We start from the raw sequence: 16,887 nt of genomic DNA, 5'->3' as shown, positions 1-16,887 counted from the left end.
TTCCTTGTAAGCTCCCCGACTTCTTTAAGAAGTCGGGGATTTGGGTACTGTATTTGTCAGTCCTGGACGCAACGGGCATATATAGTAAGGTGCGTCAGAACCGAATTCCTCGATAATCATTCTAGAAATTCGTCTGACGCACCCTACAAGTCGATAGGAGTGTGACAGTTGCGTAAACCCTATTTGTGTTTCCAAATCAGCCGATCGCCCTGAACTCAAATTCCCTCAATCAAACAATTTGCTTGCTCGCAGTTTCCCCGCTAGCAGGAGGTACTACCGTATCGCCAAAAGCAATCCGCAAAAACGGCGGCGCCAAAAATGTCGTCAGAATCACCATGATAATAATCGACACTTCCAGCGGTTTATCCAAAACCCCACTCGCCGAACCAATTCCGGCAAACACTAACCCGACTTCGCCCCGAGGAATCATCCCAACTCCGATCGCCCATCGATTGATTCCGGGAACACCAAACACCACCCAACCTGTAACAATCTTGCCAATAATCGCCACCACAATCAAGAAAGCAGCGATTAAAAGACCCGCCCGATTGTCCGGTATCGCTGGGTTCAAAACTCCCAAATCGGCCCGTGCTCCCACCGTCACAAAAAAGATGGGCACAACTACATCGGAGATGGGTTTCACCAATTCATCCAACTCTGTGCGCGCATCGCTTTTATCCAACACCAAACCAGCCGCAAACGCACCCAAAATCGCTTCCAGATGAATTGCGTTGCCCAGAAATGCCATGAATAAGGCAAAAATAAAAGCCGGGATGATAATATTGCCGCGAGTTTTGAGTTGACCTACCACCGCCGAGAAGGTTTTGTCGAAGACACCGCCCAACAGAATCGAACCTAACAGAAATACAGTGGCGCTGACCATCAAATAGATGACATTAACAACATCAATTTCACCAGTTTTGGCTAAGCTAGCGACAACAGCTAGGACAATAATTCCCAGCACATCATCAATCACCGCCGCACCGACAATAATTTGACCTTCTTTAGATGTCAGTTGTCCTAAATCAGACAACACTTTTGAGGTAATTCCGATGCTGGTTGCTGTCAAAGCCGCACCTGCAAAAATCGCTGGAATTGCCGGAGTGTGAAACAGCACCATCAACCCAACGGTACCCGCTGCAAAGGGAACAGCCACGCCTACACAGGCGACAACGACGGCTTGAACTCCAACTTGTTTTAGTTGATTGAGATCGGACTCTAAGCCAATTTCAAACAGCAGAATAATTACGCCTAATTCGCCGATCACTGAAATGATTTCACTCTGCGACTCAAAAACACTGGTAAGGGCGGCAGGGGATAGATGGTTGAGCGATTGCAGAACACTCATAATCCCGGAGTCTGAAGCTGACAGCCCGCTTTCGGAAAAAACGATCAGGTGTAAAGCAGATACCCCGACAATTACCCCTGCTACCAATTCACCCAATACGGGCGGTAAATCGAAGTTTCTCGCTACTTCTGCGCCTAATTTACTGGCGATATAAATCACTACTAAACTAAGCAAAACTCCGCTGAGGACGATCGGCGAATTTTCGGGATCGACTGTTGCTAGCAAAGGTATGGGAGCAACCAGAGATGCCATCCCAGAACTTAAGGCTGTAATTGTATGGTTCAAAAACATGAGCGATGTGATGGTAATAAAGACGATTCTACGCTAATTGTTGACTAAATTTATGAAGTGTAGTAGGGACACTCCAAGAGCCCTTCTTCGTGTCAACTTAAGCCGAAAAACCGCCAGGGACTGCTCTTTGACCATTAAATGTAGATCCCCCCTAGCCCCCCGGATAGTCGGGGGGAACCGGAAAAGGATCAAAGTCCCCCAACAATCAGGGGGATGCGAGGGGGATCTGAACTATGGTAAAAACGATATTTTTCAACGGTTTCAGGCTTAAGTTAACACTCCTTGGGCGAAAGCCTTTGTCCCTACGGGGATATTGAATGTACCTCGTAAACCTGCAATCTGCTGTATCAAGCAAAACTCGAAGAACCCAAATCTGGCGGTACATCCTGCCATCTTCCTTGTCCGACTGCTTGAATTGCTTCTTTTAGTATGATATCGCCGGTATAAATTGCTCTACCGACGATCGCACTTTTGACACCAATTGGTTCCAAAGCCAACAAACTCAACAAATCTGCGATCGAACTGACGCCACCCGAAGCAATCACCGGAATCGAAATCGAGTTAGCAATTTCGCGCAAGGATTCCAAATTCGGCCCTTCCATAGTACCGTCGCGGTGAATGTCAGTGTAAATAATTTCAGCCGCCCCTAATTGGGCCATTTTTTGCGCCAATTCTGTCGCTAACACTTCGGAAGTTTCCAGCCAGCCTCTGGTAGCAACTTTACCGTTTCTGGCATCGATTCCGACGAGAATTTGACCCGGAAATTCGGCACACAATTCACCGACTAATTGCGGTTGTTCGACGGCGACAGTGCCGAGAATGGCGCGCTGAACGCCTAATTTGAGAATTGCCGCGACAGAAGGGCGATCGCGCATTCCGCCTCCTAATTGACAAGGAACGTCTACTGCGCGGACGATCGCCTCAATAGCTGCTAAGTTTACAGGATGACCGGCTTTGGCGCCGTCGAGATCGACTAAATGCAGCATTGTCGCGCCTTCATCTACCCACTGTCTGGCGACTTCGACGGGATTTTCGTTAAAAGTTTGGGACTTGGCGTAGTCTCCCTGATAAAGTCTGACGCATTTTCCATCCAAAAGGTCGATCGCTGGAATTACATTCATAATTTGGTAATTGGTAATTGGTGATTGGTAATTGGGAAGTGGGAATTGGGCATCGGGCATCGGGCATCGGGCATCGGGCATTTGGCATTTGGCATTGGGCATAGGTAATCAGTTATTCGTTATTGCCAGCCCCAAACGAGTAACAAATAACAAATAACAAATAACAAATAACAACCAACTAATGACCAATGACCAATGACCAATGACTTATTCTATACATTGGCAACCGCTGTTTAAATGAAACATAATCGATGATGATAGAGTTGACCATACAGGAGTATTGACCTCAGCTTTTCGCAAAGCTTCTGCCGTCCAATCGTTGCAATTTCTCAAAATCCAGTAACTGTCTTTTGCTTCATAAAAACTGTCGTTCTTGTCATAGCCGTAGCTAATTTTAATTTTATTTCCTCGGGCGTCTAATTGGAATGTATTTTTAATAAAATTTACCATCCTCAGATAATTCGCTCCACTAATTTTAACACATTTGGTTTCTGAATTTTGGGATAAAACCCGATAACCTTGGACTTGTACGGTAGATGGATTAGGGAAAATAAGCGCCTTTAAACCAGTAATTGGGTTGATACTTCCTGGTGTGGGAGTTTCCAGCATGAAAGCTCGGTCTCCCCAGCCTAAAGACAAATATTTATAATCGGAAGCGGCCTCGCGTCCTATTTCTGTTAGCGGTAAATATTGATTCCAGTCAAAATATTCATTTTTAACTGGAACAATGATTTCGGTGTGGATGCCTCCGTTATAAATTTGTACGGAAACCGTGCAATCTGTTTGCGAGTAATGTCCCCACTTTGTGGGAGTGAGAAACCCAATTATTAGAAAAGCGGTAAAAGAGCAGATGAAAATTCCTAAGCGCTGTATATTTTTTTTCATTTTAACCGTGGCTTAACAAATCTGCTTTTTAGATTTTATATTTAAAAAGGTTCGTAGTGAGGACTTTAGTCCTTAATAATCCTAAGAAGAAGGACTCGCATTCCTCACTACAAACCTTTTTAAACTGGCGGGCGCTGCATCTTTGTGGGGAAGAATTCTTGCAAGGCAGAATTGCGCTGTTCCGGGGTTTCGCTGGCCCAACTCGACAAGCTTTCGTAGAAAAAGAACGAAACGCCTGCAAATTTTCTGTTTCGGACTTCTTGCACTTGTTCTTGTATTTGTTTTAGTGGGATAGAACTATTTTTCAAACCAGTTAAAATGCCGATCGCAGTTGGAATATGATCCTTCGCCAATTTAACTTCTTCCCGTTCCATTTCGGCATTAAAACGCTTGATATCGCTGCGATAAACCTGTACTATAAGTTCTTCGATATAGCCACGTCTTTCCCAGGTAAACCAGTCCTGCAAGTGGGCGGGTAAAGCAAAGTGCAGGGGGTTGGGAGATAAGCTAATAATACATTTTTGTTTTCGGGATTTGATGGCGCGGGAAATTCGCCCCATGAAGTCGTTGATTTTGTCGGCGCGCCAGCGTATCCAGAAGGTTTCGCGGGCGTCATTGGAGGGAGGACTTTTGATTTGTTTTTCATACATTAACACTGTTTGCGGCTCGTAGCCAAACTCTACGGGCAAACCGAAATGGTCGTCAAATTGAATGCCATCTAGATCGTAATTATCGACAATTTCTAGGATTAAATCTAAGAGAAATTTCTGAACTTCTGGATGAAAAGGATTCAGCCAAACTCGATCGTGCGTGCCCTCTTTCCAAATAGTTGAACCGTCGCGCCGCCTCGCCAGCCACTCGGGGTGAAGTCTGGCTAATTCCGATTCGGCGGGAGCCATGAAACCAAACTCAAACCACGGGATTACTGCTATACCTTTTTGGTGGGATTGTGCTATAATTTCTTTGAGAATGTCTCGGTCTTGCAATCCGGGTGATGGATCGATCGGCTCTCCGAATACTCGTTTGGCTACAGCGCTGGGATACAGCGTATAGCCTCCTTGCCAAACCGTGGGATAAATTGTGTTAAAGTTGAGTTTTTCCAGGCGGTTTACAGCGTCAATGATGTTGTTGCGGGAGAAAATAACGTCGCTGTCAATGTTAGTCAGCCAGATGCCGCGCAATTCGGTGGTTGGGGTGTTGCGCGGAGTTTGAGCCTCCATTCGGGGGGAGAAAATGGCGGCGGAGGTAAGGGCGATCGCAAAAACAACTATTAAAGCCAGTATCCGCCGCCATTTGTGCAGTTTAATCATCAATCTTTCGCAAACACCACAATCTAACATCATACTGTAACGTTCGCACTGCCAACCTGACTTTCTTGAACCCGCGGAGGCGGGTTTTGTCTGTATAGGATCGGTTTCAACCGCCGAGTGGCAATTTCATCACTTGGCGGTAGTGCGATTCAATCTCGCCCACCATCGGCGATTGACGCTTGCTACTCCACTCGCTGCGATCGAATAATTCCCGCCGCAAACCATCAACATCAATCGTTTTCACCTTACCTTCAGACACAATTTGTGTGCCGTTTACCCAAACACTGTCTACCGCATTTGTCGGGCGTCCCAAAATTAGCAAGCCAATCGGATCTGTGCGTGGCAACAATGATAAACTGGTTAAATCGTACAGCACAAAATCTGCTTTTTTGCCGACAGTCAGGGAACCCATTTCATCACCGAGATTCAAGCCTTTTGCTCCGCCCAGCGATGCCATTTCTACAGACTGGCGCGGTGTAATCCAGTGGCGGTAATCCAAATCCGTAATATTGTGCAGAATCGAACCAATTTTAATTGCTTCTAGCAAATCCTGAGAGTCATTGCTAGCGGCACCGTCGCAGCCGAAAGATACGTTTACTCCGGCTTGGCGGTATTTCAAAATCGGTGCAATCCCGCTTCCCAGCCGCAGGTTGCTGAGGGGATTGTGTACGACTGTCGATTGAGTTGCTGCCATGATTTCAATATCGGAATCGTCCAGCCACACGCAGTGCGCGAAAGAAGTGCGCGGACTTAAATAACCAATTTGTTGCAAATGTTCGACGGCGCTACAGCCGTATTTTTCGTGAGCTAACTGTTTTTGAGCGGGCGTTTCCAAGAGGTGGGCGTGCAGGCAAAGATTGTAGCGATCGCCCAAATCGATGCAGCCTTCAAATAAAGCATCGGAACACAGTTGAATTCCCGTCGGCGCCAGCAACATATTAACACCTTTTTCGGGTTGGTGAAACTGTTTGATGGCTGATTCCATGAGTTCCAAAGTTGCCTTTGTCGAGCGAATGTAAGCCGCGTGTTCGAGGCCGCCATCGCCCGCAGGCATTCCCGCTGTCAGGGATTCATCTTGAATTAACGGCCCGATAAAAGCGCGGATGCCGATTTCTTGATAAGCGCGAACTGCGGCGGCAATTGTCTCTAATTCTTGCCCCGGAATCAAAACTAAATGATCGACTACACTTGTACCGCCAGAGAGCAATGTTTCTACCGCAGTTCCCAAGGCACTCAAGTAAACTTGTTCCGGATCTAGAGGCGTAAAATCGTACAGTTCGCCAATCCACAACTCCAGGGGCAAAGGGGGAATAATCCCGCGCTGCCACATTTCAGAAGAGTGGGTGTGCGCGTTGACAAAACCGGGCAGCAGTAGCTTATTTTTGCCATCGATTGCTGTTCCTGTAGGAGCTAAATTGGGCGCGATCGCACTTATGCAGTTATCCGCCGCTTGCACGTCTGCGGTTTCATAACCACTCTCAACCGGAATTAAAGCATTTTGGATTGTAAAACTCATACCATTTGAGATTTGAGATTTGAGATTTGAGATTGGGAAATCACTGATAAATCAAGGGTTTGGAGATTTAATCTCGTTACCAGGCTATGCCTGGGAACGCATATAAGCGAGGCTCTGCCTCGCCGGTGCTTTACTGGAGGCAGAGCCTCCTGCAAGGCATTCCCAGGTACAGCCTGGGAACGAGAAAAAGCTCTACCTGGTAACGATAAAAGTAGCACGTTAAACTACTTTTTGGATAATTTTTGTTAAGTTAATAAATAATTAAATTTATCAAAACAGTTATCCCAGATACTTAATCTTAGCAAAGATTTAAGATATGACAAGTTAGCAAGAATCAAACAGTTATAAGATTGAAGTTGTTTTCAAGTCACAATTAATATGAATCCTGAATCTCTCCGCACCTTGGGCGTGCCGCCGAATGCTTGGAAAGTTGATGCTAAAATTGCCGACATCACCCGATCGCCGATCGCGCCTCAACCTGTTACTCTAGAGACAGAAACCAAAACCCTGCGCTTGGATTTAGCAAAAGCAGCAATGTTGGTGATCGATATGCAAAACGATTTTTGTCACCCCGACGGTTGGCTGGCGCATATCGGCGTCGATGTAACACCCGCGCGCGCTCCAATTCATCCTTTACAAAATTTACTACCAAAATTGCGATCGCACGCGGTACCAATTATTTGGATAAACTGGGGAAACCGCCCCGATTTGCTGAATATTAGCGCAGCTTCCCGTCACGTTTACAATCCCACGGGCGAGGGCGTAGGTTTGGGCGATCCGCTACCCAAAAACGGCGCATCTGTTTTAATGGCGGGGAGTTGGGCGGCCGCAGTTGTCGATGAATTAGAACAGCAACCAGAGGATATTTGCATTGATAAATATCGGATGAGTGCCTTTTGGGATACTCCTTTAGATAGTATCTTGCGCAACCTGGGAAGAACTACACTTTTCTTTGCAGGAGTCAACGCCGATCAGTGCGTCATGGCTACGCTGCAAGATGCTAGTTTTCTCAACTACGACTGCATCCTGCTCAAAGATTGTACAGCTACCACATCTCCCGAGTATTGCTGGCACGCTACTCTTTATAACGTTAAACAATGTTTTGGTTTTTTGTCTGATTCTCAGGCTATCTTAGAAGCAATTAAATAGCAGTCATTAGTCATGGGGCATCGGGCATGGGGCATCGGGCATGGGGGATTGGTCATTAGTCATTTTAGACTGAGCGAAGTCGAAGGCTAGTCATCAGTCATTAGTCATTAGCAATAAACTTGGGAGGTTGAGTCGCAGACTAATGGCTCTCGCTACTTACTAATGACAGCAGAAACATATAGCCACCGTACCCGACGGTTAGGAAGTTCTTAATTGCAAAAACCCAGCTATTCTCTATTCTTTCTTCTTTCTTCTTCCTGCTTCCTTCTTCCTTCCATCCCTTCCATCCGTTACATCCGTTACATCCGTTACACAATCCATTGCCGAACTTCCATCCGTTACATCCGTTACTTGCATCCGTTGCCGAACTTCCTTCCATCCGTTACATCCGTTACTTGCATCCGTTGCCGCACTTCCTTCAGCTATAACAACTCACAACTAACAACAAAAAAATGACAAATCAGTGCATGATTCCAGTCGTCAAGTCTCCGAAAGACTACCAAGCATTTCGCATCAGCCCGGGCGATACTAACAGATTAGCAATCGTCTTCGAGCCTGCAACAGCTAATGCTTCATTAACTGTTTGCGTCGAGATTTTCGATGCGGGTGGCAAAACTCCTCCCAACCGCCATCAATTCGCAGTAGAAATGTTTTTTGTACTCAAAGGAAGAGGGCAAGCAACCTGCGACGGCAAAACAGTTAGTATTAAACCGGGTGATAGTTTGTTAGTGCCTCCAACGGGTACTCACGTCATTGAAAATACGGGCAGCGAACGTTTGTACGCTTTGTGCATTATGGTGCCGAATGAGGATTTTGTCGAACTAATTCGCAGCGGTACACCAGTCGAACTCGATGAGGAAGATCTGAGGGTTTTAGGGCGATCGGATGTACTGGTGCCGTGCTAGGTTCGCAGTCAGGACTTCAGTCCTCTTAGGAAGGACTAAAGTCCTGGCGTCTGAGTTTGAGCGCGGCTTGCTTTCCCGCTTACGACGTGAATCCGGGAACTGGTGCGCCTCCGGGTGCGGCGCGGTTAATTGATGCTAGAATTATCGCGCTGACAGTAAGTTGCGGCGGGAGTTGTCCTGCTCAGATTTTACTGCCAATTGGCGATCGCACTTAAAACCCATCTAACTATGAGCGTTATCTTTCACATCACCCGCAGCCAACAGTGGGAACAAGCAAAACAAATGCAATCCTATCGCGGGGATACGCTAGATACAGAAGGATTTATCCACTGTTCCACTTTACCGCAAGTTCTGAGATCTGCCAATAAATTTTTTGCCGGACAAACAGGATTGCTGCTGCTGTGGATTGACTCGGACAAAGTAGAATCTGAACTTAAGTATGAATTTGCCGCAGGTGAGGATTACCCGCACATTTACGGGCCGCTGAATGTGGATGCTGTGTTGAAAGTTTTTGAGTTTGAACCTGGTGCAGGTGGCAAGTTTGAATTGCCTAATGAATTAACGGAAAGTATAAATAGACATATTTCATAAGTTTTTGATTGATATATCGACCGCAGATTCAAGCTAGATTCACGGGGATTAACGCAGATAAAGGCAGACGCATTTACCGATTGTCGCTGGGGCGGGTTTATAGATATTTGGGATGTGAATTACAGATGGTTTGTGAACCCGCCCCTACCAATATTGTTGTGGCAATATTTCCCAAATATCAATCAACATCAACCAATTCTGCCGCCAATTGCAGCGCATCTTCGCGAGTCGCAATTCTCCCCTCCACCCGCGCTAATTGAATCTCCATTAACAATTGACCGATGCGCGGACTTCTCGGCAAATTCAAAGCTTCCATTAACTCATTGCCGCTAAGTAATTGTGTCGGATGAGCAACAATATCATCCGCATCCAGATAGCGCTTAATTAACAGCGAAATTTCATCAACCGCAACTCCCGCTGCTCGGGCTAAAACTGCTAAAATTGGAAATACTATTCCGACATCCCGAAACAGAAAATACTGGTCTCGTAAGGACATTTTGGCAATCGGTTTTGCTTGCAGTTTTGGTAAGTATGTCAAAAGCTCGATCGCACTTTTAATCTCTGCATTGCTGTACTTCAACCGCAGCAACTCGGTTTCAGCGATTGTCGGGTCGGGATTTGCCAAAATAGCTAGCTTCCCGATCGCCAACAACGGCGTTTTAATTGTATCGCGAATCGATCGCCCAAACTCTCTCTCCAACTCTGGGTAAATTGCCACCAAATCAGCAGCACACGAGTCAATTTTTGTCAAGATATTGAAACGGTCGATCGCGCCCTCAAACCAAATCGAAAACAAACCATCTTCGCAGCCCTTGCAAATCCAAGGAACACCGTGATTATTGCTCAACAAATAACCTAATTCTGTCCGCACCCGTTCCACCGCCACCCGACTCAACAACGGCGCCAATTCCCGAATCGCAGATTGAGTTTCCGGCTCGATCGCAAAACCCAACTGTGCCGCTTGGCGGTAAGCTCTTAATAACCTCAGCGGATCGTCTTCTAAATTCGATCGAGAAATCATCCGCAGCAAACCCAACCGCAAATCAGCTTGACCGTCCACAGGATCGATGATTTCTCCAGTAAAAGGATTGCAGGCGATCGCATTTATCCGAAAATCCCGGCGGTGCAAATCCCCCTCCAGACTCCCCCCGAAAGCCTGGGCAAAATCCACCGTACCGCCCGCAAACACCACCCGCGCAATCTGTCGTTCCGCATCCAACAACACAAATCCGCCTTTCGTGCGATCGGCAATTTTTCGAGCAGTTTTCACCGCCCGTGTTAACATAACAAAATCCAAATCAAAATAGTGCGATCGGCGGCCCAGCAGCGCATCCCGCACCGCGCCGCCCACCAAATAAACAGGCGGTGTCAGCAGTTCCAAATCGAACGGCCAAGTCTCAGGAGATAACGCAGGTGGCAAATTCATCGGCATCGCAACAAAAATCTACTTTCCTTACAAACAATTAAACTCTTGCTACGCTAGATTAACAGAAAGCTTAAATTTCACCAATCTTTTTGAAATGCACAGAGGATATCAAGAATGTGTATTTGTATTAACTGCCACTATGTAGACCGCTGCTTCACCTATCACGCCGTAGAAGGACAGCACGAACAGCTTCACCTCACCGAAACACCCGATTTCGACCCCGTAGAACCTACCATCAACGTCAACATTCGCCCCCGCCAAGACGAAGTAGAAATGGAATGGGATGTAGTCGGGTGCCAAAGTTTCAAGCAAGAAACCGGCAAATGGGCAAAATTGCGGCCGGGCGAACTTGTACCGACTTAAGGCATTAGTCATTAGTCAGTAGTCATTAGTCATTAGTCATTGGTCATTGGTCATTAGTCATTAGTCATTAGTCATTGGTCATTAGTCATTAGTCATTAGTCATTGGTCATTAGTCATTGGTCATTGGTCATTAGTCATTGGTCATTAGTCATTAGTCATTAGTCATTAGTCATTAGTCATTAGCTTGGGGCTGCCAATTACCAATTACCAATTACCAATTCCCAATTCCCAATTCCCCATGCCCAATTCCCAATTACCAATTACCAATTACCAATTCCCAATTCCCAATTCCCCATGCCCAATTCCCAATTACCAATTACCAATTCCCAATTCCCCATGCCCAATGCCCAATGCCCAATTCCCAATTCCCCAATCTAAAATCTAAAATCTAAAATCTAAAATCTAAAATCCAATGTCCTATTGCTTAAACCCAACTTGTCAGAATCCGCAAAACCCCGGTGATGCAGAATTATGCCAAAGTTGCGGCTCAAAATTGCTATTAACTAACGAACAATCGCCATCAGCATCTCGCTACCGTACCATAAAGCCGATCGCGCAAGGAGGCTTTGGCAGAACTTTCCTAGCATTTGATGAAACCAAACCCCCGATTTTTTCCCAGTGCGTCATCAAGCAATCTTTACCGCCCAACACCGCAGCCGAAAAAGCCTCTCAACTATTTCACCAAGAAGCAGCCCAGCTAGAAACCTTGGGGAAACATCCCCAAATTCCCGAATTGATCGCGCATTTTGAACAAGACGGGAGACAATATTTAGTACAAGAATTTATCGACGGCAAAAATTTAGCCCAAGAATTAGAACAAAAAGGAGCATTCACCGAAACCCAAATTCGGCAAATCCTCAACGATTTATTGCCCGTAATCCACTTCGTTCACAAATCCAAAGTCATTCACCGCGATATCAAACCCGAAAATATCATTCGCCGCCGCCTATCTCCCGCCCCTTTACCAGCCTTAGAAAATTCCTATCAACCCTCTCCTTTCCAAAAAGATATCGTTTTAGTAGACTTTGGTGCAGCCAAGAAAGTAACAGCAACCGGACTGCCACAAACTGGTACAATTATCGGCAGTGCTGCTTATACAGCCCCAGAACAATTGATGGGAAAAGCAGTTTTTGCCAGCGATATCTACAGTTTGGGCGTTACTTGCATTCACTTGCTGACTCACATTCCTCCCTTCGACTTGTTCGACAGCGCCGAGGATTCTTGGGCTTGGCGCAATTATTTGAAGAGTGCTGTTAGCGACGATTTCGGCCGCATCCTCGATACGATGCTCCAAAGTGCCACCAACCGCCGCTACAGTTCAGCATCCGCAGTCATCCGGCAGTTGAACCCCAAGCCGGTGTATTTAGACGCGCAGCCCGTGCTAGATGCGCCGGAAATCCCCGCAGAATCGAAGCCTGTGCTGCCACCGGTACCTTCGCTGTTCAGTCGGGAACAGCAAGCCGAAATTCAGCAAGCTTTACAAGAGGCGATCGCCCCGTACAATGTTACAATCCAAGTTAGTCAAGCCAAACAAAAGCTCAATATCGTCATCAACAGAACCGAAGACAATCCCGTTCACTATCCGCACTTATCCCAAATAATTGCCACCAAAATCACCGATTTGCAGTTAAATAAAGTCGCAGCCATTAAGCTGTTGGGAAGAGTTAACAATTCTCGCGTCCCCGAGTGGAAGGAAGTATTGCAAATCGATCCCAAGATTCAATTTAAAAACAAACTCGTGCGACTGCAACACAATCAATTAGCCAAGAAAATCGCCCCAGTTGCTACCCAAGAATTTTGGCTTCCGAAGTTGAAAACTCAGGATTTCTGGCTCGATTCGCTCATGTTTGCTTTAGTTTGGTTTATCTTTGGCTCTCAAATAGTCATCTTTAATTCTTGGTTCGCGCTAATAGTTGCCTCCGGTTTTATGGTGGTCAAACATCAAGTTTCCCAAAATAAAGAATTTGCGAACAAGAATTTATTTGCCAGTTTAGTAGTGCTGTTTTTGATAACTGGTGGCATGGGTAATTCCAGGATTTTAAATACCGGAATATTTGGCATTCTTTTGGGTTGCTTAGTTGTGGCATTGCCTCTGTTTTTTGTTAAGGAAAATTATCATTAATCGTGAATAGCAATCCCCAAGACGGAACATTAGTTAAAAAATACGGTTTAGCCCTGCACACGGCAACCCCCGAATTAGGCTTAGCAATCAGCAATTTTTCCGGCGATTCTCGCTGTCAAACTTGGAATTTGGGCCGCAGTTTAGCAACGGATTTGCACCAGCATTTAGTAGAATTTATCCAGCCGCAAACTTGGGCGGATTTGGCTTTTATTTCAGTAGCGAAAGGGCCCGGAGGTTTCACTGGCACTCGCATGGGTATGGTGACGGCGCGGACTTTGGCTCAACAGTTAAATATTCCGGTTTTTGCGATTTCAACTTTGGCGGCTGTCGCTTGGTTGGAGCCCCCCCAACCCCCCCTTGCTAAGGGGGGGCTTTTGAGTGAGGAATTCCCTCTTGGTAAGAGCGAGAACCCCCCCCAACCCCCCCTTGCTAAGGGGGGGCTTTTGAGAGAGGAATCCCCTCTTGTTTTGGATATTGCGCTGCAAATGCCTGCACAGCGTGGTCAATTATTTGGGGCTGTTTATTCAGTTAATAAGAATTCTGGTGTAACTGAGTTGTTTGCCGATTCGGTAATGACGGCGGAATCTTGGCAGGAAAAGCTAGAAAGTTGGGGAAATTCCTATCAGTTGATTGAAGTTGGCAGCGAGTTGGGTGCGTCGGTTTCTGGTGTGTTGGATTTGGCTTATTTGGAGTGGAAAAAAGGAAGTCGGCCTGATTGGTTTGATGCTTTGCCTTATTACGGGCAACATCCCGTACAGGGAAAATGAGCCGATTTTTGATTTGGGATTTGGGATTTTAGATTGAAGAATTGGGAAGAATTGATGAATTAAATATTGGTAGGGTGTGTCGCTACGAAAAATCATAAATGAAGAGCGACAATCTCATAGCGACGCACCTTACACAATGCTGGAGTAATCGAGCGGGTGTGTCGCTACGAAAAATCCTCAACAAAGAGCGACAATCTCATGGCGACGCACCTACACAATGCTGGAGTAATCGAGCGGGTGTGTCGCTACGAAAAATCCTCAACAAAGAGCGACAATCTCATAGCGACGCACCTACACAATGCTGGAGTACACAAGTCTCGCTTTCACTCCGCCCAAGAATCTTGCGTCAAAAATCTGTCAAAATTGTATAAGGTGCGGATCTGTCAGATTGTTGCTCTTTGTTGAGGGATTGTCTGTGGCGACGCACCCTACAAATACTGTTAGATGAGTTTGGAAAATTTGTATTTTCGGGATAAAATGCTATGAATTTTGGAGTTGGTGTGGCCGTTTTCAATGATTTGTGAAGGAGATTTTTTTATGAACCGCGAAGGCGCGAAGGGCGCAAAGGAAGAGTAAAGAAGAGAAGAATGAGTTTTTGTTGTTGTTTATTTCAGGGCGAGACAAAGTTCGAGGCAAAATGTTAATGTCAGCGAATCTGGATTTTCGGTTCGCAATTGCTCGATTTCGTCGGGATTGCAGCCGCGAGATTCCATAAAAGCGAGCATCCAGCTAGTTACTGCGTCGATATCAATGTATTTTGCTCCGAGACATTCGGGGCAGGTTTCTGTGCTGACTGTGCCTGTGCCGCCACACTCGGGGCAATCCCAGTAGGTGTTTATAGAATCGGGGTTAATTAGGCTGTTGCTCATTTTGGGCAAAAGTTCGATCGCACTACAAGCTCATTTTAGCAATTGCTAGTCTTGGCCGCAGAAACCGGGTTTTTTGAGGAAAAAACTGCTGTGTAGCTTTTAATCCCGCTAAAAAACCCGGTTTCTTGGGTCGGCTCGCGTCATTCCTATTAGTATAAAAAACCGGAAATAAATCAACATCCGGCTCAAAAAGGCCGCATAAAAAGTAAAGATATATATCACATCTTTCCACCTTGACGCTTCAGGGTGAATGAGTAGAATTGAAGAAAATATCTTAGTAGCAGGGCTCGATCATGTTCGATCGCACTAAATTAGTTTTTACTGGTATGTCGATCGCCCTCGCCCTTCAATTAAGCCCAGCCGTTGCAGCAACAGCCCCCGCAGTCAAACCCCTACAAACAGCACAAACTAGCAGTACCGAGGCTGCCGATAAAATATATACAGAAGCAGCAAAACTTTACGAAGAAGGAACAAAGGAAGCGAAAAAAAGTGCGATCGCGAAATTGGAAGAAGCATTGAAGCTGTATCGGGCAACGGGCGATCGCAGCGGGGAAGCCCTCACCCTCACCAGTATCGGTAGAGTCTACTCAGATTTGGGAGAAAAACAGAAAGCACTCTTGTATTTCAACCAGTCGCTGCCACTGAGTCGGGCAACGGGCGATCGCGGCAGGGAAGCCGTCACTCTCAACAACATCGGTTTAATCTACTCAGATTTGGGGGAAAAACAAAAAGCTTTGGAGTATTACACTCAGTCGCTTCCCCTAACACGCGCAGTGGGCGATCGTTCGATAGAAGGCGTCACCCTCAACAACATCGGTTTAGTCTACGATAATTTGGGGGAAAAACAAAAAGCTTTGGAGTATTACAGCCAGTCGCTTCTCCTAACACGCGCAGTGGGCGATCGTTCGATAGAAGCCCTCACCCTCACCAATATCGGTAGAGTCTACTCAGATTTGGGAGAAAAACAGAAAGCACTCTTGTATTTCAACCAGTCGCTGCCACTGAGTCGGGCAACGGGCGATCGCGGCAGGGAAGCCGTCACCCTCAACAACATCGGTTTAGTCTACGATGATTTGGGAGAAAAACAAAAAGCTTTGGAGTATTACAGCCAGTCGCTTCCCCTAACACGCGCAGTGGGCGATCGTTCGATAGAAGCCGTCACCCTCAACAATATCGGTAGTGTCTACTCAGCATTGGGGGAAAAACAAAAAGCTTTGGAATATTACAGCCAGTCGCTTCCCCTAACACGCGCAGTGGGCGATCGCGGCAGGGAAGCCAGCACCCTCAACAACATCGGTTTAGTCTACTCAGATTTGGGAGAAAAACAAAAAGCCTTAGAGTATTACAACCAGTCGCTTCCCCTAACACGCGCAGTGGGCGATCGCACCGGGGAAGCCAACACCCTCAACAACATCGGTAGTGTCTACGATGATTTGGGAGAAAAACAGAAAGCCTTGGAGTATTACAGCCAGTCGCTTCCCCTAACACGCGCCGTGGGCGATCGTTCGAGAGAAGCTGTCACCCTCAGCAATATCGGGGCTGTCTACGATAATTTGGGAGAAAAACAGAAAGCCTTGGAGTATTACAGCCAGTCGCTTCCCCTAACACGCGCCGTGGGCGATCGCAGCGGAGAAGCCGTCACCCTCAACAACATCGGTAGTGTCTACTCAGCTTTGGGAGAAAAACAGAAAGCTTTGGAATATTACAGCCAGTCGCTTCCCCTAAAACGCGCAGTAGGCGATCGCGGCGGAGAAGCCACCACCCTCAGCAATATCGGGGCTGTCTACAATGATTTGGGAGAAAAACAGAAAGCCTTAGAGTATTACAGCCAGTCGCTTCCCCTAACACGCGCCGTGGGCGATCGCACCGGGGAAGCCAACACCCTCAACAACATCGGTAGTGTCTACGATGATTTGGGAGAAAAACAGAAAGCCTTAGAGTATTACAGCCAGTCGCTTCCCCTGAGACGCGCAGTGGGCGATCGCGGCGGGGAAGCCGTCACCCTCAGCAACATCGGCAAAGTTTACTCTGATTTGGGAGAAAAACAGAAAGCCTTAGAGTATTACAGCCAGTCGCTTCCCCTAAAACGCGCCGTGGGCGATCGCGGCGGGGAAGCCACCACCCTCAACAATATCGGTTTAGTCTATGATAATTTGGGAGAAAAACAGAAAGCCTTGGAGTATTACAGCCAGTCGCTTCCCCTAACACGCGCCGTGGGCGATCG

At 46.6% G+C, this 16,887-nt stretch carries 15 protein-coding genes; 8 read left to right on the top strand and 7 right to left on the bottom strand.

All coding sequences use genetic code 11. From position 1 onward, the window contains the following. Window positions 1-229: 229 nt before the first annotated feature. The 5 genes from QUB64_RS16285 to QUB64_RS16265 all read right to left on the bottom strand — a co-directional run bounded on the left by QUB64_RS16285 (window position 230) and on the right by QUB64_RS16265 (window position 6,471). Window positions 230-1,639, bottom strand: coding sequence for a cation:proton antiporter (locus QUB64_RS16285; protein ID WP_333271674.1), 1,410 nt, complete (start codon window positions 1,637-1,639; stop codon window positions 230-232). A gap of 347 nt (window positions 1,640-1,986) precedes the next feature. After that, window positions 1,987-2,760 carry a 1-(5-phosphoribosyl)-5-[(5-phosphoribosylamino)methylideneamino]imidazole-4-carboxamide isomerase gene (gene hisA, locus QUB64_RS16280; protein WP_333271892.1) on the bottom strand — a complete coding sequence of 258 codons (774 nt, stop codon included), beginning with the start codon at window positions 2,758-2,760 and terminating at the stop codon, window positions 1,987-1,989. A 207-nt stretch (window positions 2,761-2,967) separates the two neighbouring features. Continuing rightward, window positions 2,968-3,645, bottom strand: a complete 678-nt coding sequence (locus tag QUB64_RS16275) for a DUF2459 domain-containing protein (protein WP_333271676.1) — start codon at window positions 3,643-3,645, stop codon at window positions 2,968-2,970. A gap of 119 nt (window positions 3,646-3,764) precedes the next feature. Beyond that, the gene (locus QUB64_RS16270) at window positions 3,765-4,955 is read right to left on the bottom strand and encodes a glycoside hydrolase family 10 protein (protein ID WP_442921666.1); all 1,191 of its coding nucleotides are present in this window, start codon (window positions 4,953-4,955) and stop codon (window positions 3,765-3,767) included. 106 nt (window positions 4,956-5,061) lie between these two features. Further along, complete coding sequence (locus QUB64_RS16265; RefSeq protein WP_333271681.1) at window positions 5,062-6,471, bottom strand: amidohydrolase; 1,410 nt, start codon at window positions 6,469-6,471, stop codon at window positions 5,062-5,064. 378 nt (window positions 6,472-6,849) lie between these two features. Between QUB64_RS16265 and QUB64_RS16260 the strand changes: the two genes are divergently transcribed. The 4 genes from QUB64_RS16260 (at window position 6,850) to QUB64_RS16245 (ending at window position 9,116) form a co-directional block, all read left to right on the top strand. After that, window positions 6,850-7,620, top strand: a complete 771-nt coding sequence (locus QUB64_RS16260; protein ID WP_333271684.1) for a cysteine hydrolase family protein — start codon at window positions 6,850-6,852, stop codon at window positions 7,618-7,620. 452 nt (window positions 7,621-8,072) lie between these two features. Next, window positions 8,073-8,525 carry a cupin domain-containing protein gene (locus tag QUB64_RS16255; RefSeq protein ID WP_333271687.1) on the top strand — a complete coding sequence of 151 codons (453 nt, stop codon included), beginning with the start codon at window positions 8,073-8,075 and terminating at the stop codon, window positions 8,523-8,525. A gap of 56 nt (window positions 8,526-8,581) precedes the next feature. Continuing rightward, window positions 8,582-8,740, top strand: coding sequence for a hypothetical protein (locus tag QUB64_RS16250; protein WP_333271691.1), 159 nt, complete (start codon window positions 8,582-8,584; stop codon window positions 8,738-8,740). Between the two features lie 13 nt (window positions 8,741-8,753). Next, entirely contained in the window at window positions 8,754-9,116 is a 363-nt protein-coding gene (locus QUB64_RS16245) for a DUF952 domain-containing protein (RefSeq protein WP_333271694.1), read from the top strand. 178 nt (window positions 9,117-9,294) lie between these two features. Here QUB64_RS16245 and QUB64_RS16240 read toward each other — a convergent pair whose 3' ends face one another. Further along, entirely contained in the window at window positions 9,295-10,548 is a 1,254-nt protein-coding gene (locus QUB64_RS16240; RefSeq protein ID WP_333271696.1) for a CCA tRNA nucleotidyltransferase, read from the bottom strand. 108 nt (window positions 10,549-10,656) lie between these two features. Between QUB64_RS16240 and QUB64_RS16235 the strand changes: the two genes are divergently transcribed. The 3 genes from QUB64_RS16235 to tsaB all read left to right on the top strand — a co-directional run bounded on the left by QUB64_RS16235 (window position 10,657) and on the right by tsaB (window position 13,794). Then, window positions 10,657-10,905 (top strand): Ycf34 family protein, encoded by a 249-nt coding sequence (locus QUB64_RS16235; protein WP_333271698.1) that lies wholly within the window; start codon window positions 10,657-10,659, stop codon window positions 10,903-10,905. Between the two features lie 412 nt (window positions 10,906-11,317). Further along, window positions 11,318-13,027, top strand: a complete 1,710-nt coding sequence (locus tag QUB64_RS16230; RefSeq protein WP_333271700.1) for a serine/threonine-protein kinase — start codon at window positions 11,318-11,320, stop codon at window positions 13,025-13,027. A 2-nt stretch (window positions 13,028-13,029) separates the two neighbouring features. Further along, a complete protein-coding gene (gene tsaB / locus QUB64_RS16225; RefSeq protein ID WP_333271702.1) occupies window positions 13,030-13,794 on the top strand; it encodes a tRNA (adenosine(37)-N6)-threonylcarbamoyltransferase complex dimerization subunit type 1 TsaB in 765 nt (254 codons plus the stop codon). 605 nt (window positions 13,795-14,399) lie between these two features. On the opposite strand, the gene QUB64_RS16220 is transcribed toward tsaB, so the two are convergent. Further along, window positions 14,400-14,663: a hypothetical protein gene (locus QUB64_RS16220; RefSeq protein ID WP_333271704.1), complete on the bottom strand. Its 264-nt coding sequence runs from the start codon at window positions 14,661-14,663 to the stop codon at window positions 14,400-14,402. A 293-nt stretch (window positions 14,664-14,956) separates the two neighbouring features. Here QUB64_RS16220 and QUB64_RS16215 point away from each other — a divergent pair. After that, a partial coding sequence (locus QUB64_RS16215) for a tetratricopeptide repeat protein (RefSeq protein WP_333394125.1) occupies window positions 14,957-16,887 on the top strand: 1,931 nt, incomplete at its 3' end.

The sequence above is a fragment of the Microcoleus sp. Aus8_D2 genome, from assembly GCF_036702665.1.
Lineage (GTDB): Bacteria > Cyanobacteriota > Cyanobacteriia > Cyanobacteriales > Microcoleaceae > Microcoleus.
This window is presented reverse-complemented; position numbering and strand designations above follow the sequence as displayed.

Excerpts from the sequence above, each read along its gene's own strand:
- QUB64_RS16255 (WP_333271687.1), top strand. The coding sequence starts at position 8,073 with ATGACAAATCAGTGCATGATTCCAGTCGTCAAGTCTCCGAAAGACTAC.
- QUB64_RS16245 (WP_333271694.1), top strand. The coding sequence starts at position 8,754 with ATGAGCGTTATCTTTCACATCACCCGCAGCCAACAGTGGGAACAAGCA.
- QUB64_RS16270 (WP_442921666.1), bottom strand. The coding sequence starts at position 4,955 with ATGATTAAACTGCACAAATGGCGGCGGATACTGGCTTTAATAGTTGTT.
- QUB64_RS16230 (WP_333271700.1), top strand. The coding sequence starts at position 11,318 with ATGTCCTATTGCTTAAACCCAACTTGTCAGAATCCGCAAAACCCCGGT.
- QUB64_RS16265 (WP_333271681.1), bottom strand. The coding sequence starts at position 6,471 with ATGAGTTTTACAATCCAAAATGCTTTAATTCCGGTTGAGAGTGGTTAT.
- QUB64_RS16220 (WP_333271704.1), bottom strand. The coding sequence starts at position 14,663 with ATGAGCAACAGCCTAATTAACCCCGATTCTATAAACACCTACTGGGAT.
- QUB64_RS16240 (WP_333271696.1), bottom strand. The coding sequence starts at position 10,548 with ATGCCGATGAATTTGCCACCTGCGTTATCTCCTGAGACTTGGCCGTTC.
- hisA (WP_333271892.1), bottom strand. The coding sequence starts at position 2,760 with ATGAATGTAATTCCAGCGATCGACCTTTTGGATGGAAAATGCGTCAGA.
- QUB64_RS16260 (WP_333271684.1), top strand. The coding sequence starts at position 6,850 with ATGAATCCTGAATCTCTCCGCACCTTGGGCGTGCCGCCGAATGCTTGG.
- QUB64_RS16275 (WP_333271676.1), bottom strand. The coding sequence starts at position 3,645 with ATGAAAAAAAATATACAGCGCTTAGGAATTTTCATCTGCTCTTTTACC.
- QUB64_RS16285 (WP_333271674.1), bottom strand. The coding sequence starts at position 1,639 with ATGTTTTTGAACCATACAATTACAGCCTTAAGTTCTGGGATGGCATCT.
- QUB64_RS16235 (WP_333271698.1), top strand. The coding sequence starts at position 10,657 with ATGTGTATTTGTATTAACTGCCACTATGTAGACCGCTGCTTCACCTAT.